At 72.3% G+C, this 20,772-nt stretch carries 22 protein-coding genes and 3 tRNA genes; 9 read left to right on the forward strand and 16 right to left on the reverse strand.

Annotation, left to right across the window (positions count from 1 at the left end):
- Positions 1-10 precede the first annotated feature (10 nt).
- The 5 genes from ACFWYW_RS51675 to ACFWYW_RS51695 are packed head-to-tail and all read right to left on the reverse strand — an operon-like array spanning position 11 to position 4,046.
- Entirely contained in the window at positions 11-952 is a 942-nt protein-coding gene (locus tag ACFWYW_RS51675) for an asparaginase (RefSeq protein ID WP_379617208.1), read from the reverse strand.
- Positions 945-1,742: an amino acid ABC transporter permease gene (locus ACFWYW_RS51680; RefSeq protein ID WP_379617210.1), complete on the reverse strand. Its 798-nt coding sequence runs from the start codon at positions 1,740-1,742 to the stop codon at positions 945-947. Before ACFWYW_RS51680 ends, ACFWYW_RS51675 begins: the two co-directional genes overlap by 8 nt.
- On the reverse strand, positions 1,739-2,383 hold the full coding sequence (locus tag ACFWYW_RS51685) for an amino acid ABC transporter permease (RefSeq protein WP_379617212.1): 645 nt from the start codon (positions 2,381-2,383) through the stop codon (positions 1,739-1,741). The genes ACFWYW_RS51680 and ACFWYW_RS51685 overlap by 4 nt, the downstream gene beginning before the upstream one ends.
- On the reverse strand, positions 2,383-3,300 hold the full coding sequence (locus tag ACFWYW_RS51690; protein ID WP_379617214.1) for a glutamate ABC transporter substrate-binding protein: 918 nt from the start codon (positions 3,298-3,300) through the stop codon (positions 2,383-2,385). The genes ACFWYW_RS51685 and ACFWYW_RS51690 overlap by 1 nt, the downstream gene beginning before the upstream one ends.
- A 17-nt stretch (positions 3,301-3,317) precedes the next feature.
- Entirely contained in the window at positions 3,318-4,046 is a 729-nt protein-coding gene (locus ACFWYW_RS51695; RefSeq protein WP_379617216.1) for an amino acid ABC transporter ATP-binding protein, read from the reverse strand.
- Between the two features lie 105 nt (positions 4,047-4,151).
- Between ACFWYW_RS51695 and ACFWYW_RS51700 the strand changes: the two genes are divergently transcribed.
- Together ACFWYW_RS51700 and ACFWYW_RS51705 are read left to right on the forward strand one after the other, a co-directional pair.
- Positions 4,152-5,291: an ROK family transcriptional regulator gene (locus ACFWYW_RS51700; RefSeq protein WP_379617218.1), complete on the forward strand. Its 1,140-nt coding sequence runs from the start codon at positions 4,152-4,154 to the stop codon at positions 5,289-5,291.
- A gap of 5 nt (positions 5,292-5,296) precedes the next feature.
- On the forward strand, positions 5,297-6,559 hold the full coding sequence (locus ACFWYW_RS51705; RefSeq protein ID WP_379617277.1) for a phytase: 1,263 nt from the start codon (positions 5,297-5,299) through the stop codon (positions 6,557-6,559).
- On the opposite strand, the gene ACFWYW_RS51710 is transcribed toward ACFWYW_RS51705, so the two are convergent.
- Both ACFWYW_RS51710 and ACFWYW_RS51715 read right to left on the reverse strand, forming a co-directional pair.
- The gene (locus ACFWYW_RS51710) at positions 6,548-6,811 is read right to left on the reverse strand and encodes a hypothetical protein (protein WP_184962033.1); all 264 of its coding nucleotides are present in this window, start codon (positions 6,809-6,811) and stop codon (positions 6,548-6,550) included. The two genes, ACFWYW_RS51705 and ACFWYW_RS51710, sit on opposite strands and share 12 nt — an antisense overlap.
- Positions 6,808-7,614, reverse strand: a complete 807-nt coding sequence (locus tag ACFWYW_RS51715; protein WP_379617221.1) for a phytanoyl-CoA dioxygenase family protein — start codon at positions 7,612-7,614, stop codon at positions 6,808-6,810. The genes ACFWYW_RS51710 and ACFWYW_RS51715 overlap by 4 nt, the downstream gene beginning before the upstream one ends.
- Before the next feature lie 70 nt (positions 7,615-7,684).
- Here ACFWYW_RS51715 and ACFWYW_RS51720 point away from each other — a divergent pair, with 70 nt between their 5' ends.
- Positions 7,685-8,443 carry a helix-turn-helix domain-containing protein gene (locus ACFWYW_RS51720; protein ID WP_379617223.1) on the forward strand — a complete coding sequence of 253 codons (759 nt, stop codon included), beginning with the start codon at positions 7,685-7,687 and terminating at the stop codon, positions 8,441-8,443.
- A gap of 67 nt (positions 8,444-8,510) precedes the next feature.
- Here the strand turns inward: ACFWYW_RS51720 and ACFWYW_RS51725 are convergent, their stop codons facing one another.
- From ACFWYW_RS51725 to ACFWYW_RS51740, 4 genes are all read right to left on the reverse strand, one after another.
- Entirely contained in the window at positions 8,511-9,866 is a 1,356-nt protein-coding gene (locus ACFWYW_RS51725) for an arylsulfatase (protein WP_379617225.1), read from the reverse strand.
- A 62-nt stretch (positions 9,867-9,928) separates the two neighbouring features.
- On the reverse strand, positions 9,929-10,813 hold the full coding sequence (locus tag ACFWYW_RS51730; protein ID WP_379617227.1) for a sulfotransferase family protein: 885 nt from the start codon (positions 10,811-10,813) through the stop codon (positions 9,929-9,931).
- Positions 10,814-11,073: 260 nt separating this feature from the next.
- The gene (locus ACFWYW_RS51735) at positions 11,074-12,396 is read right to left on the reverse strand and encodes an MFS transporter (protein WP_379617229.1); all 1,323 of its coding nucleotides are present in this window, start codon (positions 12,394-12,396) and stop codon (positions 11,074-11,076) included.
- A 5-nt stretch (positions 12,397-12,401) separates the two neighbouring features.
- Positions 12,402-13,337 carry an NAD(P)/FAD-dependent oxidoreductase gene (locus tag ACFWYW_RS51740; protein WP_379617231.1) on the reverse strand — a complete coding sequence of 312 codons (936 nt, stop codon included), beginning with the start codon at positions 13,335-13,337 and terminating at the stop codon, positions 12,402-12,404.
- Positions 13,338-13,365: 28 nt separating this feature from the next.
- On the opposite strand from ACFWYW_RS51740, the gene ACFWYW_RS51745 reads away from it, so the two are divergent.
- The 3 genes from ACFWYW_RS51745 to ACFWYW_RS51755 all read left to right on the forward strand — a co-directional run bounded on the left by ACFWYW_RS51745 (position 13,366) and on the right by ACFWYW_RS51755 (position 15,373).
- Positions 13,366-13,785: a MerR family transcriptional regulator gene (locus ACFWYW_RS51745; RefSeq protein WP_379617233.1), complete on the forward strand. Its 420-nt coding sequence runs from the start codon at positions 13,366-13,368 to the stop codon at positions 13,783-13,785.
- A gap of 47 nt (positions 13,786-13,832) precedes the next feature.
- Complete coding sequence (locus ACFWYW_RS51750) at positions 13,833-14,303, forward strand: SRPBCC family protein (protein WP_379617235.1); 471 nt, start codon at positions 13,833-13,835, stop codon at positions 14,301-14,303.
- A gap of 107 nt (positions 14,304-14,410) precedes the next feature.
- Positions 14,411-15,373 carry a cation diffusion facilitator family transporter gene (locus ACFWYW_RS51755; protein ID WP_379617237.1) on the forward strand — a complete coding sequence of 321 codons (963 nt, stop codon included), beginning with the start codon at positions 14,411-14,413 and terminating at the stop codon, positions 15,371-15,373.
- Positions 15,374-15,423: 50 nt separating this feature from the next.
- On the opposite strand, the gene ACFWYW_RS51760 is transcribed toward ACFWYW_RS51755, so the two are convergent.
- The 4 genes from ACFWYW_RS51760 to ACFWYW_RS51775 all read right to left on the reverse strand — a co-directional run bounded on the left by ACFWYW_RS51760 (position 15,424) and on the right by ACFWYW_RS51775 (position 16,257).
- Positions 15,424-15,498, reverse strand: a tRNA-Val gene (locus ACFWYW_RS51760).
- A gap of 11 nt (positions 15,499-15,509) precedes the next feature.
- Positions 15,510-15,583 (reverse strand) — tRNA-Cys (locus ACFWYW_RS51765).
- A 15-nt stretch (positions 15,584-15,598) separates the two neighbouring features.
- Positions 15,599-15,670, reverse strand: a tRNA-Gly gene (locus tag ACFWYW_RS51770).
- Between the two features lie 59 nt (positions 15,671-15,729).
- Positions 15,730-16,257 (reverse strand): CGNR zinc finger domain-containing protein, encoded by a 528-nt coding sequence (locus ACFWYW_RS51775; protein ID WP_379617239.1) that lies wholly within the window; start codon positions 16,255-16,257, stop codon positions 15,730-15,732.
- Between the two features lie 107 nt (positions 16,258-16,364).
- On the opposite strand from ACFWYW_RS51775, the gene ACFWYW_RS51780 reads away from it, so the two are divergent.
- From ACFWYW_RS51780 to hutH, 3 genes are read left to right on the forward strand one after another with little or no spacing between them, the layout of a single operon-like run.
- Positions 16,365-17,129 carry a class I SAM-dependent methyltransferase gene (locus ACFWYW_RS51780; RefSeq protein WP_379617241.1) on the forward strand — a complete coding sequence of 255 codons (765 nt, stop codon included), beginning with the start codon at positions 16,365-16,367 and terminating at the stop codon, positions 17,127-17,129.
- A gap of 36 nt (positions 17,130-17,165) precedes the next feature.
- The gene (locus ACFWYW_RS51785) at positions 17,166-17,879 is read left to right on the forward strand and encodes an ArsR/SmtB family transcription factor (RefSeq protein ID WP_379617243.1); all 714 of its coding nucleotides are present in this window, start codon (positions 17,166-17,168) and stop codon (positions 17,877-17,879) included.
- Between the two features lie 16 nt (positions 17,880-17,895).
- Positions 17,896-19,446: a histidine ammonia-lyase gene (hutH, locus tag ACFWYW_RS51790; protein WP_379617245.1), complete on the forward strand. Its 1,551-nt coding sequence runs from the start codon at positions 17,896-17,898 to the stop codon at positions 19,444-19,446.
- Between the two features lie 160 nt (positions 19,447-19,606).
- On the opposite strand, the gene ACFWYW_RS51795 is transcribed toward hutH, so the two are convergent.
- Positions 19,607-20,764, reverse strand: a complete 1,158-nt coding sequence (locus ACFWYW_RS51795) for a Rid family hydrolase (RefSeq protein WP_379617247.1) — start codon at positions 20,762-20,764, stop codon at positions 19,607-19,609.
- Positions 20,765-20,772 lie beyond the last annotated feature (8 nt).

Consider the following 20,772-nt stretch of genomic DNA (forward strand, 5'->3'; position numbering starts at 1 on the left):
GAGAGCCGGTTCAGAGGGCGTGGATCTCGCCGACCGGCTTTCCGCCGCCGTAGACCGGGATCCGGGTGAAGGACTCCGCCCCCGACACGTCGCACCCCATCCGCGCCAGCACCGACACGGCGATCGCCGACGTGGCCCGCGGGCTGCCGTCGATGACCTTGACCGCGGCCGTGTGCCCCGACGGGAGCGCCGCGACCAGGACGCCCTCCGCGCCGCCCTTCACCACGGCTCCGGGCAGCGCGCGCATCAGGTCGGTGTTCTGGTGCCCAGTCCCGCCCACGTACTCGGGGTGCTCGCGCATCGCGTCGGCCACCTGCCGGGGCGCGGTGCCGGGCGCGGCCAGGAGCAGGGCCCGCACCGCGCGGGCCAGCCCGGCCAGCGACATGCCGAACAGCGGCGCCCCGCACCCGTCCACGGCCACCGCCGTGGCCTTCTCCCCGGACAGTTCCTCGACGGCGGCGCGGACCGCGAGCTGGAGCGGGTGGCCGGGGGAGAGGTAGGAGGCGGTGTCCCAGCCGTTGGCCACCGAGGCGGCCAGCATGGCGGCGTGCTTGCCGGAGCAGTTCATGCGCTCGCGGGTCTTGGCGCCGCCCTCGCGGATCAGGCGCAGCCGGGTCGCCTCGTCCTCCGGCCAGTCCTCGGGACAGAGCAGGTCGGCGGGGCGCAGGCCGTACTCCTCGAGAAGCTCGGTGACGAGCCGCACGTGGAAGTCCTCGCCGGTGTGGCTGCCCGCGGCGATGGCCAGGCGCGCGCCCGGCAGGGCCGCGCCCGAGGTCAGGCAGGCCAGCGCCTGGAACGGCTTCGCCGAGGAACGCGGCAGCACCGGCGCGTCCACCGGCCCGAGCACGACCTCGGGACGGCCGTCGGGGCCGAGGCCGACGGCGCTGCCGTAGTGGACGCTTTCCACGAAGCCGGAGCGGACGACCTCGGCGAGTGCGGGAAAATCAGGCACGTGCGGAACTCCTTCGCTCCAGAACCCTGGCGAGCTTGGACAGGGAGGCGTTGACCACGAGGTAGATGAGCGCGATCACGATGTAGGTCTGGATGAGCAGGCCGTTGTAGGCAACGAGGACCTTGCCCGAGTAGAACAGCTCGCCGTAGCTGACGATGAAGCCGAGCGAGGTGTCCTTCAGCAGGCCGACGGACTGGCTGACGATGGACGGCAGGACGCGGCGGGCCGCCTGGGGCAGCACGATCATCCGCAGGGTCTGGCCGCGGGTGAGGCCGACGGCCAGGCCCGCCTCGGTCTGGCCGCGTTCGATGGACAGGATGCCGGCGCGGAAGATCTCGGCGAAGGCGGCGGCGTTGGAGACCGTGAGCGGGACCACGAGCTTCCAGAACAGCGGCAGGTCCAGGCCGTACTTGGGCAGCGCGAACAGCACCACGTAGACGAGGAGTAGCGCGGGGATGGTCCGCACGACCTCGATGTAGGCGGTGGCGGGCCCGCGCAGCCATCGGCGCGAGGACAGCCTGCCGACCGCGAGCAGCAGTCCCAGCGCCATCGACAGGGCCGCCGCGACGACGGCCGAGAGCGCCGTCGACCACAGGCCGTCGAGCAGGTACCGCCACATGGGCCAGGTGGCGTACGGCTGCCAGCGTTCGGCCGCGAGCTGCCCGTTGGCGGCGAACTGGCGCACGGCCAGGGCGGCCAGCGCCAGCGTGGCCAGCACGCCGAGGACGGTGGCGATCCGGATCCGCCGCTTGGCGCGCGGTCCCGGCTCGTCGAACAGGACGGTGCTCATCGCACGATCACCAGCCGCCGCTCCAGCCGTCCGGTGACGAAGCCGACCGCCGCGGCGATGGCCGCGTAGGCGAGGCCGGAGCCCACGAAGATCGCGATGGGCTGGGCCTCCTGGAGGTTGACCCGCTTGGCCGCCTCGGTCAGGTCGACGACGCTGATCGCCCCGGCCAGCGCGGTGGACATGATGAGCTGGATGGTGAGGTTGCCGAGCGGCTGCACGACCGTGCGCAGCGCCTGGGGCAGGATGACCAGCCGCAGCGACTGGCCGAAGGTCAGCCCGAGCGCGCGGGCCGCCTCAGCCTGGCCCTTGGACACGGAGTTGACGCCGGACCGCAGTGCCTCGGCCATGTACGCGGCCTGGTAGACGGCGATCACCACGATCGCGGTCGCCATCGGCGGCCCCTGGATCCCGATCTCCGGCAGTCCGAAGAAGACCAGGACAAGAAGCACAAGCAACGGCAGATTCTGAAATGTCTCGACGTAGGCGGTGCCCAGCGCCCGCAACACGGGAACCGGGCTCACCCGCATCGCCGTGACCAGCACCCCGAGCACCGCCGCGCCGACGAACGACGCGACGGTGAGCTGGAGCGTCACGAGGAGGCCCTGCCACAACTCCGGCAGGTAGTCCAGGAGGACGGACATCAGGAACCCGGCACCGAGCCGATCGCCGGCGGCGCGGGGGCCTCACCCTTGACGACGGTGCCGAGGGAGTCCTTCCACGCCTGCTGCCAGACCCCGGCGTCCTGCATCTTCTTCAGCCAGTCGTTGACGAACTTCTTGAACTGCTCGTCGCCGTGCTTGAGGCCGATGCCGTAGGGGTCCTCGGTGAAGGGGTTGCCGATCACCTGGACGGTCGGGTCCTTCTGCGCGTTGGCCGCCAGCAGGGTCTCGTCCTGGACGTAGGCCACGCCCCGGTCCTGCTTGAGCGCCTGCATGCACTCGGGGTCGGAGCCGAACGTGATGATCTCGGCCTGCGGCGCCAGCTTCTTGATGGCCGCGATGGCCGGGGTGTTGGCGCCCGCGATGACCTTCTTGCCGTTGAGGTCCTCGGGCTTGGCGATGCCGGTGGTGCCCTTCTTGACCGCGATCGACAGCCCGGAGGTGTAGTACGGCCCGGCGAACGCGACCTGCTTGGCCCGCTCCGGCGTGATCGTGTACGTCTGGAAGACCACGTCCACGGTGCCGTTGCCGATCAGAGCCTCACGCGTCTCCGACGCCGAGTTGACGATCTTCACCTTGGGCTCGCCGATGATGTACTTGGCCAGCGCCTTGCCCATCGAGGCGTCGAAGCCCTCGACCTCGCCGTTGACCGGGTTCTGCTGCGACAGCAGCGGCGCGTCGAGGGAACCGCCGACGAGCAGCTCGCCGCGCTTCTTGATCTTGTCCATCGTCGAGCCGGGCACGATCGCGGCGGCGTCGGCGACGGGCGCCTTCGCGAGCAGGCCGCTCGCGGCGGGCTTGGCCTCCCCGGGTACGGCTGGGTTCGAGCCGCCACCGGTGCTGGAACACGCGGCCAGGCCGAGCAGCGACACGGCGACGACAGCGACCATCTTTCTCATGGACACCATCCCTTGCGTTAGTGAGTCAGTACTTTGGCCAGGAAGTCCCTGGCCCGGTCCGTCTGCGGGGAGTCGAAGAACGCCGCGGGAGCGCCCTGTTCGACGATCTGGCCGTCGGCCATGAACACCACACGGTCGGCGGCCTTGCGCGCGAAGCCCATCTCGTGGGTGACCACGACCATGGTCATCCCGTCGGCCGCCAGCCCGGTCATGACGTCGAGCACCTCGCCGACCATCTCGGGGTCGAGCGCCGAGGTGGGCTCGTCGAAGAGCATGACCTTGGGCCTCATGGCCAGCGCGCGGGCGATGGCCGCGCGCTGCTGCTGGCCGCCGGACAACTGGGCGGGCAGCTTGTCCGCCTGCGCGCCGATGCCGACGCGCTCCAGCAGTTCACGCGCGCTCTTCTCGGCGTCGGTACGGCTCACGCCGCGCACCTTCACCGGAGCGAGCATGACGTTGTCCAGCACGCTCATATGCTGGAAGAGGTTGAAGGACTGGAACACCATCCCCACGTCGGCCCGCAGCTTCGCCAGCTCGCGGCCCTCCAGGGGCGCGGGCACGCCGTCGATGACGACCTCGCCCCGCTGGACGGTCTCCAGCCGGTTGAGGCAGCGGCACAGCGTCGACTTGCCGGACCCGGACGGGCCGACCACCACGACGACCTCGCCCCGCGCGACGTCGAGGTCGACGTCCCGCAGCACGTGGTGCTCGCCGAACCACTTGTTCAGCCCTCTTGCCCGAATCATCCAGCTACTTCCTTCGATATCGAAGATAGAGCGGACCGTAATAGATGATTTCATGCGAAGTCAACACGTTGTCGAACAAAGCCGAACCGTGGTATTCATCTCCACATGTCTGGCAAAGAGCGACTGCCGGTGACGGGGGCGCAGGGGGACCTGCTGCGGCTCGTCGCCACCGGGCAGGCCGAATCACGCGCGGAACTGGCGCGCCTGTCGGGCCTCGCGGCCTCCAGCGTGTCGCTGCGCGTGGAGGAGCTGCGCGACGCCGGGCTGCTCGTCGAGGAGGGCTCGGGCACCTCGCGGGGCGGGCGCCGTCCCCGCCGGCTCAGGCTGTCGCCGAGCGCGGGCGTGCTCACCGTCGCCGACCTCGGGGCCCATCACGTACGGCTCGGCCTGCTCGACCTCAGTGGGACGCCGCTGGCCGTACAGGAGCGTGAAGCCGACATAACAGCTGGGCCGGAAGCGGTCCTCGACTGGCTGGCCGACGCCTTCGACGACCTCCTGGAGACGCACGCGCCGCCCGGAGTCCCGCTGCGCGGCGTCGGCACCGGCATCCCCGGCCCCGTCGACCCCGCGACGGGACGCGTGGTCGGCCCCTCGCGGATGCCCGGCTGGAACAACTTCCCCGTCGCCGACCACCTGCGCGCCCGCTACGACCTGCCCGTCCTGGTCGAGAACGACGCCAACCTCATGGCCGTCGGCGAGGCCCGCTCCTGGCCAGGCGCCGACAACCTCATGGTCCTCAAGGCCGGGACCGGCATCGGCTGCGGCGTCGTCGTCAACGGCCGCCTGCACCGCGGCAGGGGCGCCGCCGGTGACATCAGCCATGTCAGGGTCCGCACCGACTCCTCGATCGTCTGCGCCTGCGGCCACCGCGACTGCCTGGAGGCCTACGCCAGCGGCGCCGCGCTCCAGGCGGCCCTGGCCGAGGCGGGCATCGCCGTCGAGCGGCCCGCCGACATCGTCGGCCTGGTGGACGACGCGGTACCCGAGGCCACGAGCCTCGTCCGCACCGCCGGGCGCATGATCGGCGAGGTGCTCACCGTCCTGGTCAACTTCTTCAACCCCGACGTGATCGCCGTCGGCGGCAGCCTGGCCGCGGCCGAGCCGCTCATCGCCTCGATCAGGGCCGCCGTCTACGAGCGCTGCCTGCCGCTGGCCACCCGCGAACTGGAGATCGCCCCCGCCCGTGCCGGCCAGGACGCGGCGTTGCTGGGCGGTGGAGCGCTCCTGCTCGACGCCGTCCTCTAGCCGTCATCCGCCGTTCACCGGCCGTTCCCGCGCGAGCGCCACACTCCGCGCATGGAACCCTCCTGCTCAGCCTCGCGCTGGTCGCCGTCAGCGCGGCGCCCGCGCTGGCCGCCGACCCGCCGCGGGCGACCCCGCTCGCCGAGACGCCGGCCCTGTTCGACGACGCGGCCGGCGGCAACGCCAACGGCGACGACCCCGCCATCTGGGTCAACAAGAAGAACTCCGCGCGCAGCCTGGTGATCGCCACCGCCAAGGAAGGCGGCCTCTACGTCTACGACCTCGACGGCAGGCAGCTCCAGCACATCGCCGCCCCGCCCGCGCCGGGCAAGGACGACGAGCCCGGCCGCTTCAACAACGTCGACCTCGTCTACGGCTTCCACGGCAGGGACCTGGCCGTCGTCTCCGACCGGGGCCGCGACCAGCTCCGCTTCTACGCCATCGACCCGGTCACGCTGCGACTGGCCGACGTGAGCGACCCGGCGGCGCCGTACGTCTTCAACAAGGAGCAGAAGGAGGTCAACGAGGCCCGCACCGCCTACGGCCTGGCCACCTGGCAGGACGGCGGCGGCGACTACGCGCTGGTCAGCCGCCGCCACCAGACCCGGATCGGGCTGGCCAGGCTGACCGAGCGCCGCGGCAAGGTGAGCTACAGGCTGGTGCGCACCCTCGACCTGCCCCGCGCGTTCGAGCTGCCCGACGGCTCCCGCTGGCGGCCGTGCGGCGAGCCCGGCGAGCTGGCCCAGGTCGAGGGCATGGTCGTCGACCACGGCCGGGACGTGCTCTACGCCGCGCAGGAGGACGTCGGCATCTGGCGGCTGCCCGCCGACCTGTCCGGCGAGCCCGTCCTGGTCGACAAGGTCAAGGAGTACGGCCGGCAGGACACCTACGACCCCAAGACCGAGGAGTGCCTGCCCGGCGAGGACCGCGGCCACGGCGGCGAGCACCTGGCCGCCGACGCCGAGGGCCTGACCATCTGGTACGGCAAGGGCGGCGCCGGCTACCTGCTGGCCTCCAGCCAGGGCGACAACACCTTCGCCGCCTACCGCCGCGAGGGCCGCAACGCCTACCTCGGCTCGTTCCGGGTCGGAACCGGCCGGGGCATCGACGCCACCGAGCACAGCGACGGCGCGATGGTGGTCGGCGAGCCGCTCGGCCGGTTCCGCGAGGGCCTGCTGGTCGTCCACGACGGGCAGAACACCCCGGTGGACGGCGAGCGGGAGAACACCAACTTCAAGTTCGTCCCCTGGGACGCGCGGCTAGTCCGCTAGCTTCTCGAAGAAGAACTCGTGCTTGAGGAACGACGTGTCGTACTCGTGCCCGGGATAGGGCGGGATGAGCTGGGAGGCCTGGAACAGCCGCCAGCCGTCCCGCAGGGCCGCCACCCCGCTGTCGTAGGGCGGCTCGTCGCCGTCGCCCGTCGTCGGGGTGGTGCGCCCGGTGCCGTCGTAGGACGCCCAGCCGACCACGGGCGCGTCCAGGGCCGAGGTGGCCAGGTACAGAACCAGAACCTGCTGCTTCACGCGATCCTCCGGGGGCGGTTGCTGACACGGGTGGCCCAGTGGTCGACGTCGAATCCGTCGAAGCCGGTCATCGCACGCCACATCGCGACCCGGTTGTAGACCTCCAGCCGGCCCGTCGCGGGCTCGTACCAGGGGAAGCGGGTGGACAACTCCGCCGGCACGGCCGGGTCGTCCAGGTCGGCGGTGTCCCACAGACGCACCTGCCGCACGGTGGGGTTGAAGCGGATCTTGAACATGTAACGCCGCTCGTCGCTGTCGTTGCGCCGCCCGCCGTGCCAGATGCCGTGGTGCAGCAGCAGCACGGTGCCCGCCGGGCAGGTCAGCCTGATCTGGCCGCGCAGGTTCTGGTAGCGGCCGGTGTCGCTCTCGTTGGTCCGCCGCAGGTGGCTGCCCGGCACCAGCAACGTCCCGCCCATGGCCGCGCTCACCTCGTGCGGGAAGTACATGAGCTGCACGTCGAAAGCGTCGGTGCGGGTGTCGATGATGGCGTCGCCGTGCAGCGGCTGGGCGCTGCCGCCCTGGGGCTCGCGCACGTGCACGGCGTGGTGGTCGACGGTGGGGTCGGGCCCGACCAGGCTGCGCAGTGCGCCGGCCACCCGGGGGACCTCGACCAGGCGGCGGGCGAACGAGCCCTCGGGGAAGGCCAGCGGCAGCGGCGTGCCGTACGGGACCGGGGGGATGCCCGCGGAGAGCACGCCGATCGCCTCCGCGTTGAGCTCCTCCGGCACCGCGGAGTCCAGCCTCAGGAACCCCTGGGCCACGAACCGCGCCACCTCCACCGAGGTGAGAAGAGTGGTTTCCATACGTCAACCGTAGGATCACAGGCCCTGCTCGTTCGTGGGTCTGGCTCACCATTACTGGTAGATTCTCACCATGGACCGTGTGACCCCCCACCTCGGCGCGCCGCCCGAGGTGGCCAACGCGGGGGTGGGCGTGCACGGGGTCGGCCGCCGCCGCGACATCTTCCGCCTGCGCGGCCTGTGGCAGCTGCACCTGTACTCCTACTCCGCCCGGCTGACCGTCGGCGGCCGCACCCACGAGATCCGGCCGGGCCGGGTGAGCCTGATCCCGCCCGGCGAGCTCGTCCAGTACTTCTACGAGGGCCGCTCCGAGCACCTCTACGCCCACCTGCGCCTGCCCGAGGAGGGCGCGCCGGTGACGGTGCCGCTGATGCAGGACGCCGGCGCCGACACCCCGTTCCTGCGCGACCTGCTGCGCCAGGCGATCACCGCCGCTCCCGCGACGCCCGCGATGGCCGCCGCCGCGGCCTGGACGGTGCTGTGGCGGGTGGCCCGCCTGGCCGAGTCGGAGGGCCCGCACGCCGCGGTGCGGCTGGCCATCGCGCACATCGAGTCACACCTGGCCCAGCCGCTGACCGTGCCCGAGGTGGCGGGCGCCGCGGGCATCTCGCACAACCACCTGACCCGGCTGTTCCGCGCCGAGACCGGCGACACCGTCGTCGCCTACATCCGGCGCCGCCGCCTGGAGCAGGCCCGTCACCTGCTGCGCGAGACCACGCTGCCGATCCCGGCGGTGGCCGCCGCCGTGGGCCTGGCCGACCTGCAGGCCTTCAACAAGGCCTGCCGCCGCGAACTCGGCGCCGCCCCCCGCGCCATCCGCCAGTCGGGCTGACACCTCCCTGCGTGGGTGCGTCCCTGAGCGGCGCGTCCTAGGGCGGCGCGTCCCTGTGCGGTGCGTTCTAGAGCGGTGCGTACGGCCGGCGCGGGTCCGGCCCGATCGCGCCGTCGAGTCGGGCCAGCAGGTCCGCGACCAGGCCGGGCCGCGAGGCCGCGAGGTCGCGCCGCTCGCCCGGATCCTCCCGCAGGTCGTACAGCTCCACCCGCCCGCCCGGCCCCGCCCCCGCGATGCCCGGCGCGAACCTGACCACCTTCCACCGCCCCCGCCGGATCGCCTGGATCTTGCGCGGCCGGTTCCAGATCAGCTGCCGCCGCTTCGGCACCCCCGCCCCGGTCAGCGCGCCGCGCAGCGACACCCCGTCCAGCCCCTCGGGCACCGGCATCCCGGCGAGGTCGGCCAGCGTCGGCAGCACGTCCCAGAACGCCACCGGCCGCCGCTCCACCCGCGCCTTCACCCCCGGCGACCAGGCGATCATCGGCACCCGGATGCCGCCTTCGTACAGGTCGCGCTTGTCGCCGCGGAAGGGACCGTTGGAGTCGAACAGCGCGGGCGTCACGCCCTTCTCGCTGTGCGGCCCGTTGTCGCTGGTGAACAGCACCACCGTGCGCTCGGCCTGCCCGCTGTCGCGCAGCGCCCGCACCAGGGCGGCCACGTCCGCGTCCAGGCGGCCGACCTGCGCCGCGTGCCGCCGGTTCGGGCCGGTCCACGGCCGGTCCTCGTACGGCCCCGCGTCGCCGCCGGGCACCACGCTCGGCGAGTGCGGCAGCGTGGTCGGGAAGTAGAGCAGGAACGGCCGCTCGCGCTCCTTCTTGATGAAGCGCACGGCCCGCTCCCTGAACAGGTCGGGCGCATAGGAACGTCCGTTCAAGGGCACGGTGCGGTCGTTGTGCCAGAGCCGCTGCGGGTAGTAGCGGTGCGCGGCCCGGTGCCCGATGAAGCCGAAGAACTCCCCGAAACCCCGCTCGTTGGGGTGCGACGGCTGGCCGGGCAGGTCGGGGCCGAAGCCCCACTTGCCGATGCACGCGGTGTCGTACCCGGCCAGCCGCATCACCCCGCCGAACGTCAGGTCGGCGTCGGTGAGCGAGCGCTGGGGGCCGCCCTCCGGGTTCTCCCTGACCGTTCCGTGCCCGGCGTGCAGCCCAGTGAGCAGCGCGCAGCGCGAGGGCGCGCACAGGGGCGCGCCCGAGTAGGCCGCCTCGAAGCGCACGCCCTCGGCCGCCAGCCGGTCCAGGTGCGGGGTCGCGATCGTGCGCTGCCCCTGGAAGCCGACCTCGCCCCAGCCCAGGTCGTCGGCGAGGACCACCACCACGTTCGGCCGCGCGGGCGGTCCGGCGCTCGCGTGAGTGGCCGGGCCGCCCAGGAAGGGGGCGGCCATGGCGCCGGTGAGCAGGGTGCGGCGAGAGGGCCCGGAGATCATGTCGCACACCTTGGAGGCCGTGGGGGAACGCCGGGCCAACGACCCGTGAACCACGGGCGAACTCACAGGTAGCGCCACCGGCGGCAGATCTCCCAGAGCTTCTCGGGAACCTCGTCCGGCGCCGGCAGCGGCCGTCCCTCCACCACGCTGCCGGTGCGGATCTTGTCCCGCCAGTCGCCGATGCCCTTGACGAAACCGCCGTGGTCGCGCGAGCCGTACTCCAGCATGGCGGGCTCCCATGCGACCTCCAGGAAGTCGCAGACCTTGCGCAGCACCGGGCCCGGCTCGGCGACCAGGTCCTCGTAGGTGACGGTCAGACCGGGCAGGTGCTCGCGGGCCTCCTGCAGGTAGACCATGTAGTTGAGGGTACGGCTGACCGCCTCGTCCATCGGCCGGTTGTCCGGGTCGGCCTCGTGCCAGGACTGCGCGATCGACATCGGGTGGCGCAGCAGGAACAGGAAGCGGGCGTCCGGCCAGCAGGTGGCGATGCGCCGCCAGGCGAAGACGTTGCTCGGCGTCTTCTCCACCATGATCCGCTTGCCGCTGCGGGCCAGCTCCCGGTGCAGGAGGCGGTCCCAGATCAGGTGCTCCACGTCGCTGTGGGTGTGGCCGAGGGCGGCCACGGCCTGCCGTACCGGATCGGTGGGGAAGCCGGCCGTCACGCGGCGGAAGTGTGTCTCGATCGGGGAGTGGATCAGCGAGTGGCTGTTGAGCAGGACCCGCAGCAGCGTCGAGCCCGAGCGCACCGACGAGAACAGGAAGACCGGAGCCCGCAGCAGCCGGTCGTGCGCCGGGTCGGCGGGGCCCCTGACCTCGTCGTCCGGCAGCCGTACCAGCGCGGGGTGCGGCTTCGGCGGGGGCACCGGGCGGGGCACGCGGGTGGCCCGCGAGAGCGTGTACCCGGTGAGGCCTTCGAGCGTGGCGTTCGCTCGGTACTTCCAGTTCATGCCCGGCACCGTAGAGGGAGCCGGTTAACCACGCGTTAACCCCGGCTGAGAACGTGTTCGGCTTGCCGCCATTCACCACTTTTCCTGACATGCCGCGCTTTGGGGGGAAAGGCGCGCACACTGGGCGGCATAGCACCGTCGAGGGGGCTGGTGGACATGCGGACCTGGGGTGGGTCCGGGCGGGGATCCGGTCATCTGTGGGTCGTGGCGATGTGGGGGCTGATCTGGTTGCTGGACACGGCGGAGTTCCTCCGGCACATCTAGCGGGGCAGGAACGCGAGGAGCGCGACCAGGACGACGGCGGCGGGTATCCCCCAGGCCAGAGCCTCGGGGACGGCCGCGGCCGTCGCCTGCGGGCTGCTCCCGAGCCCGCGGGTGAGCAGGGCGCCGAAGACGGCCACGCCGAGCGAGAGGCCGAGGCCGCGCGCGGTCATCGTGGCCGAGGTGGTGGCGGCCAGGTCGGCGGGGGCCGCGGCGTTCTGCGCGACGACCACCAGGTTCTGCATCAGCAGCCCGAACCCGGCGCCGAGCACGCCGAGCGTGACGGCCAGCAGCGCATAGGGCGTGCCGGGTTCCATCCGGCTCAGCAGGACGAACCCCAGGACCACGATCAAGGCCCCGGCCAGCAGGAACGGCTTGAACCGGGTCCCCACCCGGGCGCCCGCCACGAACGACACCGCCGTGAACGTCAGGACGTACGGCGTGAGCGCCAGCCCCGCCGCGGTCGCACCCACCCCGTAGGCGGCCTGCACGAACGTGGGCAGGTAGACGAGCGAGCCGCCGAGCAGCGCGCCGAGCAGGGCGGTGGCGGGCAGGACCACGCGCAGCACCGGGACGGCGAACAGCCGGGGAGGCAGTATCGGGTCGGGCGCGCGGCGCTGCCACCACACCGACAGCGTCAGCAGCACCGCGAAGGCCGCCCCCGCGCCCGCGGGCGACTCGGTCACCAGCAGCAGGCTGACGGCGGTGCCCGCGATCAGCAGCGCTCCGGCGAGGTCGAGCCTGCCCGCGGCATCCGGCTTGGGCAGGCGCAGCGCGTACCCGGTCAGGGCCATGGCGACTGCGGCGAGCGGCAGGTTGACGTAGAAGATCCAGCGCCAGCCCGCGGCGTCGGTGATCAGGCCGCCCGCCAGCGGGCCGCCCACGCTGGCCAGGGCGAACACGCCGCCGGTGAAGCCCTGGACGCGGCTGCGCAGGTGACGTGGATACAGCTCGGACAGGGCCACCGCCGGGATCACGAACAACGCGCCGGCCCCGATGCCCTGGAGCGTCCTGGCAGCTATCAGCTGGGGCGTCGTCTGGGCCAGGCCGGACAGCGCGGAACCGGCGGCGAAGACGGCCAGCGCGACCAGGAACACCGTGCGCCGGCCGAAGCGGTCGCTGACGCGGCCGTAGAGGGCGCCGGTCGCGGTCGAGGCCAGGACGTAGGAGGTGACGATCCAGCCGATCGTGTCCATGCCGCCCAGGTCTCCGGTGATGGCGGGCAGCGCTATGGCCACCACGGTCTGGTCCAGGACCGAGAGCAGCATGCCCAGGAGCAGGCCGACGGTGGCCATCGCCTTCCTGGTCAGGTTCACGGACATCGCGCTCAGCCCTTCGGGCCCGCGAACGCGGGCAGGCCGAAGTCGGTGCTCAGCAGGTCCTGGTCGATGGCCGCGGCGGCGACGGTTCCGCTGGCCGCCGCGGCTATGACCGCCGCCAGCGGGACCGGGACGGTGGCCCTGCGCGCCGTGTCGCCCGCCGCGTAGACGCCCGGGACGCTGGTCCGGCCGAACTCGTTCACCTCCACGCAGCCGTCGGTGAACGTGGCGCAGCCCAGCCGGGCGGCCAGGTCCGTCCTGGGCCTGCGCGGCACGTTGACCACGAACACCGCCTGCCGGGGCAGCGGCGGGCCGTCCTCGAACACGATCCGCTCCAGCCTGCCGCCGGCCGACTCCAGGCGGGCGATCCGCTCGTCCCTCACAGCGACGCCCTGGGCCAGGAGCTTCGCCCGCGAGGCCGGGTCGAGCGGTTCCCGGCCGGTGCACAGGGCCACGTCGGCGAAGCGGCTCAGTTGCAGCGCCAGCCGTACCCGGGCGGGGGAGGCCCCGATCACCGCGACCGGCCTGCCCGTGACCTCCCACCCGTGGCAGTACGGGCAGTGGAAGGCCGATCGCCCCCACAGCGCCTCGACACCGGGCGGGCCGGGAAGGTCGTCGGACAGACCGGTCGCCAGGAGGAGCCGGCGCGCGCCCGCCGTTCCCCCTCCCGACAGCTCCACCCGGAAGCCGGGACGGACATCGGTGACCGTCTCCTCCCGGATCTCGACCGACGGGTAGGCCGACAGCTCCTCGCGGGCGAGCTCGCGCAACTCGGCCGGCGGCGTGCCGTCCCTGGTCAGGAAGTTGTGAACGGCCTCGGCCGGGGCGTTGCGGCCGTGCCCGGCGTCGAGCAGGAGCACGCGGCGGTGCGCCCGCCCGAGGGTGAGGGCGGCGGCCAGCCCGGCCGGTCCGCCGCCGATGATGACGACGTCGTTGGTTGACATGCGGGAAAGTCTGCAAGTTAATGTCAACATGAAGTCAAGCGAGGACATGCGCATCGGGGAACTGGCCGACCGCTTCGGTCTCGGGACGCACGTCCTGCGGCACTGGGAGGCGATGGGCCTGCTGACCCCGGCCGCCCGCGTGAACGGCCGCCGCCGCTACACCCGTGACCACGTCATCCGCGTCATGACGATCATCCGCGCCAAGGGCGGCGGCATGAGCCTCGACCAGATCGGCGAGGTCCTGTCGGCCACCGGCCGAGCCGAACGCCGGACGCTGCTCCAGCGGCACCACGCGGACCTGGAGCGGCGGCTCGCGGAGATCACGACGTCCAAGCGGCTGATCGAACACCTCATGGAATGCGGCGCGGAGGACTTCACCCAATGCCCGGACTACCGGCGCATGGTGGAAACCGCGGTCGGCCTCTCCGACTGCGTGGGCAATTCTTGAACGTGCCGGGGTACGGCGAGCAGGTCCATGGGGGCACACTCCTGGCCATGCAGACTCTCCAGCTCACCCAGGCCCCCGCCGCGTACGCGTGCATGATCGTCCGCGCGCCCGCCGAGACGGCGTTCCGGGCCTTCGCCGACCCGGCCGTCACCACGCGCCTGTGGTACTCCAAGAGCAGCGGCCCCATGCTTCCGGGGGCGGAGTTGCGCTGGGAGTGGGAGACGTACGGCGCGAGCGTCCAGGTCTGGGTCAAGGCGGTGCAGGAGGGGAGCCTGATCCGGTTCGAGTGGGGCAACTACGAGCAGCCGACCACGGTGGAGATGCGCTTCACCCCACTCGCCGACGGCACGTTCGTCGAGGTCACCGAGACCGGTTTCCAGGGCTCTGGCGATGACACCATCCAGTGGGTCAACGACACCGTCGGCGGCTTCACCACGGTGTTGTGCGCGCTGAAGGCCCTGCTGGAGCACGGCATCGAACTCAACGCCGTCTCCGACCACCACCCGGCTCCGCCCTGATCCGTTGTTACATGCGTACATGAATATATATAATGCGGGGGCCACCGAGAGGGGACACGATGACGCACCCCGGCCCCCCGCCCCACGGCCACGGACACGCCCGGTCGATGCTGGGCAGCCTCCTCAAACCCCACAGCCACGACACCGCCGGCAGAACCGACGCGGCCCTGGAGTCCAGCAGCCGTGGCATGCGGGTGCTGGCCATCTCCTTCGCGGTCCTCATGGTCACCGCCCTCATCCAGGCCGTCATCGTCGCGCTGTCGGGTTCGGTGGCCCTGCTCGGCGACACCCTGCACAACTTCGCCGACGCCCTGACCGCCGTCCCGCTGGCGATCGCGTTCTCCCTGGGCCGCCGCGCCGCCACCCGCCGCTTCACCTACGGTTACGGCCGCGCCGAGGACCTGGCCGGCATCATCATCGTCACCCTGATCGCCGCCTCAGCCGCACTGGCCGCCTATGAGGCCATCAAACGCCTGATCACCCCCGAAGACATCCGCGCCCTGGGCCTGGTGGCCGCCGCCGGCATCGTGGGCTTCATCGGCAACGAGTGGGTGGCCCGCTACCGCATCAGGGTGGGCCGCGAGATCGGCTCGGCCGCGCTGGTGGCCGACGGCCTGCACGCCCGTACCGACGGCTTCACCTCCCTGGCCGTCCTGCTGAGCGCGGGAGGCGCCGCCCTGGGCTTCCCCCTGGCCGACCCGATCGTCGGCCTGCTCATCACGGTCGCGATCTGCTTCGTCCTGCGCGACGCCGCCAGGGAGATCTACCACCGCCTGATGGACGCCGTGGACCCCGCCCTCATCACCCAGGCCGAGCAGATCCTGACCGCGGTACCCGGCGTGAAAGGCGTGGGCGCGGTCCGCCTGCGCTGGATCGGCCACACGCTACGCGCCGAGGTGGACATCAGGGTCAGCCACGACCTGACCCTGATCGAAGCCCACGCGGTGGCGGTGGAGGCCGAACACCGCCTCATCCACGACCTGCCCCGCCTGAGGGCCGCAACGGTCCACGCCGACCCCGACGGCCCACCCGACACCGACCACCACGCGCCCTTGATCACCCACCGGTGAAAGCGCTCGGCCGAGCCTTGTCCCGCAGGGCTGGCCTGACCGGAAAATGCTGGTGGACGATACTGGGATTGAACCAGTGACCTCTTCCGTGTCAGGGAAGCGCTCTCCCGCTGAGCTAATCGTCCGGGTATTCAACTGGAGGTGGAGACGGGATTCGAACCCGTGTGGACGGCTTTGCAGGCCGCTGCCTCGCCTCTCGGCCACTCCACCGAGCCGAAAGCCTAGAGCGGAAGACGGGATTTGAACCCGCGACCCTCACCTTGGCAAGGTGATGCTCTACCACTGAGCCACTTCCGCGTCCGCCGCGATCGGCGGCGACGAGAGAACTGTAGCGAATCTTCCCCCTCTCCCCCAACTCAGTTCTTCGCCCTGGCCCGGAAAGCGGCCGTCTTCACCCGGTTCTGGCACGCGGTCGAGCAGAAGCGCTTGGTGCCGTTGCGGGAGACGTCCACGTAGACGCGGTCGCAGGCGGGCGCCGTGCACACGCCGAGCCGGTCGGCGAACTCGCTGCCCAGCACGATCGCCAGCGCCGTCGAGCAACTGGCGCCCCAGTCGCCGGCCACGGTGCCGCCGGGGCCGTGGAAGTGCAGGTGCCACGGCTCGCCGTCGTGGCGGTCGAGGCGGGGGCGGGCGTTGTGGTCGTCGAGCAGGCGGTTGAGCCGGGCGGCGGCGGTGTCGTTGTCCTCGGCGGCCACCGCTTCGAAGACCGCGCGCAGCCGTACGGCCACGCCCGCCAGCTCCTCCGCCTCCGGGGCGGTGAACGGCCGGTGGGCCGGATAGACCTCGCGGGCGCCGGCCGTGGCGGCCTCGTCCAGGACGGCGGGCGTGAAGGGACGTCCTCGCCGCATGCCGGGCGTCAGCGCGTTGACGAAGCTCACCGTCACCCGCGTGACACTGTCCGTGTGACTGTTGAAGTTCACTTGACCGGTTACAACCTCTCGATTAGTTTGTGACTATCCAAAGTGTAGACGACAGTTACAAGGAGCCGGTTGTGCTTACCTATGACGCCGCCCGTCAATGGATCGACCGCTGGGACCTGCAGCAGGCCGGATACCTGCCCGACCGCGAGGAGCGCTTCACCGCGCTGATCGACGCCGTTGAGTCCCTCGGCCGTCCCGACCCCCTTGTGCTGGACCTCGGCTGCGGCCCCGGCTCGCTCTCGGCCCGCCTGCTTGAGCGCCTGCCCAAGGCCACGGTGATCTCCATCGACGCCGACCCGCTCCTGCTGGGCCTGGGCCGCGCCGCGTACCCGCGACTGACCTTCGTCTCCCGGGACCTGCGGGCCCGGGGCTGGAGCGACGGGCTCGGCCTGGACCGCCCCGCGGACGCCGCGGTCAGCACGACCGCGCTGCACTGGATCACCGGCTCCGAGTTGGCCGGCGTCTACGCCGAGGTGCACCGGGTACTGCGGCCGGGCGGCGTGCTCCTCAACGGTGACCACCTCAACAGCGACGACGCCACCCCCGCCCTGGCCGAGTTGGAGCGCGCGATCCACGAGAAGGAGACCGAGCGCCGCTTCCGCGAGAACCGGCCCGAGGACTGGCAGGAGTGGTGGCGCGCCGTCGTCGCCGACCCCGATCTGGCCGAGCTCAACACCGCCCGCCACGACCAGGGCACCACGCACAACGGGGAGGAGTCCGAGCTCCTGTCCACGCACGCGCGGGCCCTGCGCACGGCCGGGTTCGCCGAGGTGGGAACGCTGTGGCAGCGCGGCAACAACCGTCTCCTGTGCGCGGTGAAAAGCACCGATGCTTAGACCGGGGCCGAAACGTCGGTGGGTTAGCGTCGCATCATGGCCGCAGAACATCTCACCCGCGACGCCGACATCGCACCGGTCGCCGCGCTCATCGCCGACCCGACCAGGGCCGCCATGCTCAACGCGCTGCTCGACGGCCGAGCCCTTGCGGCCGGGGAACTGGCCAGGCTGGCCGGCGTGAGCGCCGCCACCGCCAGTTCCCATCTGGCCAAGCTGCTGGAGGGCCGCCTCGTGGAGGTGGTCAGCCAGGGCCGCCACCGCTACTACCGCCTGGCCGGGCACGACGTGGCCGAGGTCCTGGAGGTGCTGGCCCGGGTCAGCGCGCGGCCCGCCGTACGGTCGCTGCGGCAGTCACGCCAGGCGCGGCTGCTGGAGGAGGCCCGCACGTGCTACGACCACCTGGCCGGACGGGCGGGCGTGGCGCTGCTGGACCGGTTGCGCGCCGACGGGCACCTCGACGGCGGCGAGCTCACCGCGGCGGGGGAGCGGGCGCTCAAGCTGCTCGGCGTGGACGTGGACGCGGTGCGCAGGACACGCAGGAGGTTCGCGCCCGACTGCCTCGACTGGACGGAACGGCGGGCCCACCTGGGCGGAGCGCTCGGCGCCGCGCTGACCGACGTGTTGTTCGAGCGGGGCTGGATCGCCCGCGGGAGCATCCCCCGCGCGGTGACCGTGACAGAAGAGGGCAGAAGGGAGTTGTTTGATGGTAAGGAGCTAACATCGCATACGCCGGTTACCCAACACCCTTAAACGAGAGAGTGGCAGCATGCGCGACAACGTAGTCGTGAACGTCGGCCCGGAGCCGCTGAGCTTCGAGGACGTCATCCGCGTGGCCCGTGACGGCGCCGCCGTACGCCTGACCGACGACGCGATCGCGGCGATCTCCGCGGCCCGCCAGCGCGTGGACGAGCTAGCCGAGAGCCCGACGCCCGCCTACGGGGTGTCGACCGGGTTCGGCGCGCTGGCCACGCGGCACATCGACCCCGCGCTGCGCGCGCAGCTGCAGCGCTCGCTCGTGCGCTCGCACGCCGCGGGCAGCGGTCCCGAGGTCGAGACGGAGGTCGTGCGGGCCCTCATGCTGCTGCGTCTGCACACGCTGGCCACCGGCCATACCGGCATCCGCCCGATGACGGCCAAGACGCTCGCCGCGCTGCTGAGCGCGGGGATCACGCCGGTGGTGCACGAGTTCGGCTCGCTGGGGTGCTCGGGCGACCTGGCGCCGCTGGCCCACGTGGCGCTGACGCTGATGGGCGAAGGCGTCGTACGCGACTCCACCGGCAACCTCACCCAGGCGGCCGAGGCGCTCAAGCAGGCCGGCATCGAACCGGTCGAACTGGCCGCCAAGGAGGGCCTGGCCCTCATCAACGGCACCGACGGCATGCTCGGCATGCTCGTCCTGGCCATCGACGACCTGTCCAGGCTGCTGAAGACCGCCGACCTGAGCGCGGCCATGAGCGTGGAGGCGCTGCTCGGCACCGACCGCGTCTTCGCCCCCGAGCTCCAGGCCCTGCGCCCCCAGCCCGGCCAGGCGCTCGCCGCCGCCAACATGGTCAGGATCCTGGCCGGCTCCGGCGTCATGGCCAGCCACCGCGACCCCGAGAACTGCGCCCGCGTCCAGGACGCCTACTCCCTGCGCTGCGCCCCGCAGGTCGCCGGCGCCGCCCGCGACACCGTCGCGCACGCCGCCAACGTCGCCACATGGGAGCTGGCCAGCGCCGTCGACAACCCGGCCGTGCTCGACGACGGCCGCGTGGAGTCCAACGGCAACTTCCACGGCGCCCCCGTCGCCTACGCGCTCGACTTCCTCGCCATCGTCGCCGCCGACGTGGCCTCCATGTCCGAGCGCCGCACCGACCGCTTCCTCGACGTGGCCCGCAACCACGGCCTGCCCGCCTTCCTCGCCGACGACCCCGGCGTGGACTCCGGCCACATGATCGCCCAGTACACGCAGGCCGCCATCGTCTCCGAGATGAAGCGCCTGGCCGTCCCGGCCAGCGTCGACTCGATCCCGAGCTCGGCCATGCAGGAGGACCACGTCTCCATGGGCTGGTCGGCCGCGCGCAAGCTGCGCAGGTCGGTGGACGGCCTGACGCGGGTCCTGGCCATCGAGATCCTCACCGCCGCCCGCGCCCTCGACCTGCGCGCCCCGCTGACGCCCGCCCCCGCGACCGGCGCCGTGGTGTCGGCACTGCGCGAGGCGGTCCCCGGCCCCGGCCCCGACCGCTTCCTCGCCCCGGAGATCGAGTCCACCGTCCGCCTCGTCGCCGACGGCGCCCTCCTCTCGGCCGCCGAGGCCGTCACGGGTCCTCTCTCCTAAGGCCTCCCGTCGCGGCTCTCTTTGAGAGCCCCCATCCGTTACGGCGAAGCCGCAGCCACCCCCACCCGCCGCACGTGGATCCCTCTGTCCAGGGAGACGCTCGTCCAGCGGGGGTGGTGGCCCGCCGTGACGAACGTCCCGCCGGCCGCCTGAGGCTGGCTCAGGAGGGCAGCGCCACGATCGCGTCGACCTCCAGCACCAGCCCCGGCATGAACAGCCGCGACACCTCCACCGTCGTGCTGGCCGGCGGCGTGCCCGTGATGTAGCGCTTGCGCACCTCCCGGTAGGCGGGAGCCTGCGACATGTCCGTCAGGTACGACCGGATGAACGCGATGTCCCCGAACCCCGCCCCCTGATCGGCCAGAATCCGCTCCAGGCACGAGAAGATGTGCTCGGCCTGCGCCCCCATGTCCCCGGGAGCCACCACGTTCCCGTCGTCGTCGAACGCGGCCTGTCCCGAGATGTACAGCGTGTCCCCGGTCCGCACCGCGTGCGAGTACATGCCGTTCGTGGCGGGCACGGTCGGCGGGTTGACCGGCGTGACCCGGGACGGCCGGCCCGCGCCGACGTGCTCCGCGATCGCGGTCACGTCGCGGTCGCCGAGCCCGGCCGCCTCGGCCGCGCGCAGGCGCAGGCGGGCGGCGGTGGCCAGCGTCCCGCCCTCCCACGCGGCCAGCTCCAGGTCCTTGGCGGCCAGTCCGAGCGCGAAGCGGGTCTCCGCCGCGGGCTCGCGCAGGCGTTCCGACAGGCCGCCGAGCGGGGTGCCGGCCAGGACGTCCAGCACCGCCTCGCGGGGGACGCCGTGCGCCTCGCCGTACGCGAGAGACTCGGCGAGCAGCACCTGCGCGGGCAGGAACGCGCTCATGACGGCGAGCTTCAGCGCCGCCCCCGACCCCAGCGGCCCGCACTCGCGCACGGTCCCGAAGACGGACAGCACCTCGCGCACCGGTGCCACCGCGCCGCCCGCCAGCACCGTCAGCGTGCCGTCGGTGGCCGGCCCCACGCTGCCGAGCACGGGCGCGTCCACCAGCCCCACCGAGGACGGCAGCAGCTCGCGCACCCGCGTGACGGCCGGCGGCCCGATCGTGGACATCTCGATCACGATCGCGTCCGGCCGCAGCCCCGGCAGGGCCGACTTCAGCACGTCGAGCACGGCGGGCCCGTCGCGCAGCATCGTGATGACGACCGAGGCGCCCTCGACGGCCGTCTCCACCGGCGTGCCGGTCCCGCGCCGCCACGTGGTCACCTCGTGCCCGGCCGCCTCAAGCCGCCGGGCCATGGGGACGCCCATGCGCCCCTGTCCAAGAAAAGCAATCATGTTCCCCT

It is taken from the genome of Nonomuraea sp. NPDC059023, from assembly GCF_042740095.1.
Taxonomy (GTDB): domain Bacteria; phylum Actinomycetota; class Actinomycetes; order Streptosporangiales; family Streptosporangiaceae; genus Nonomuraea.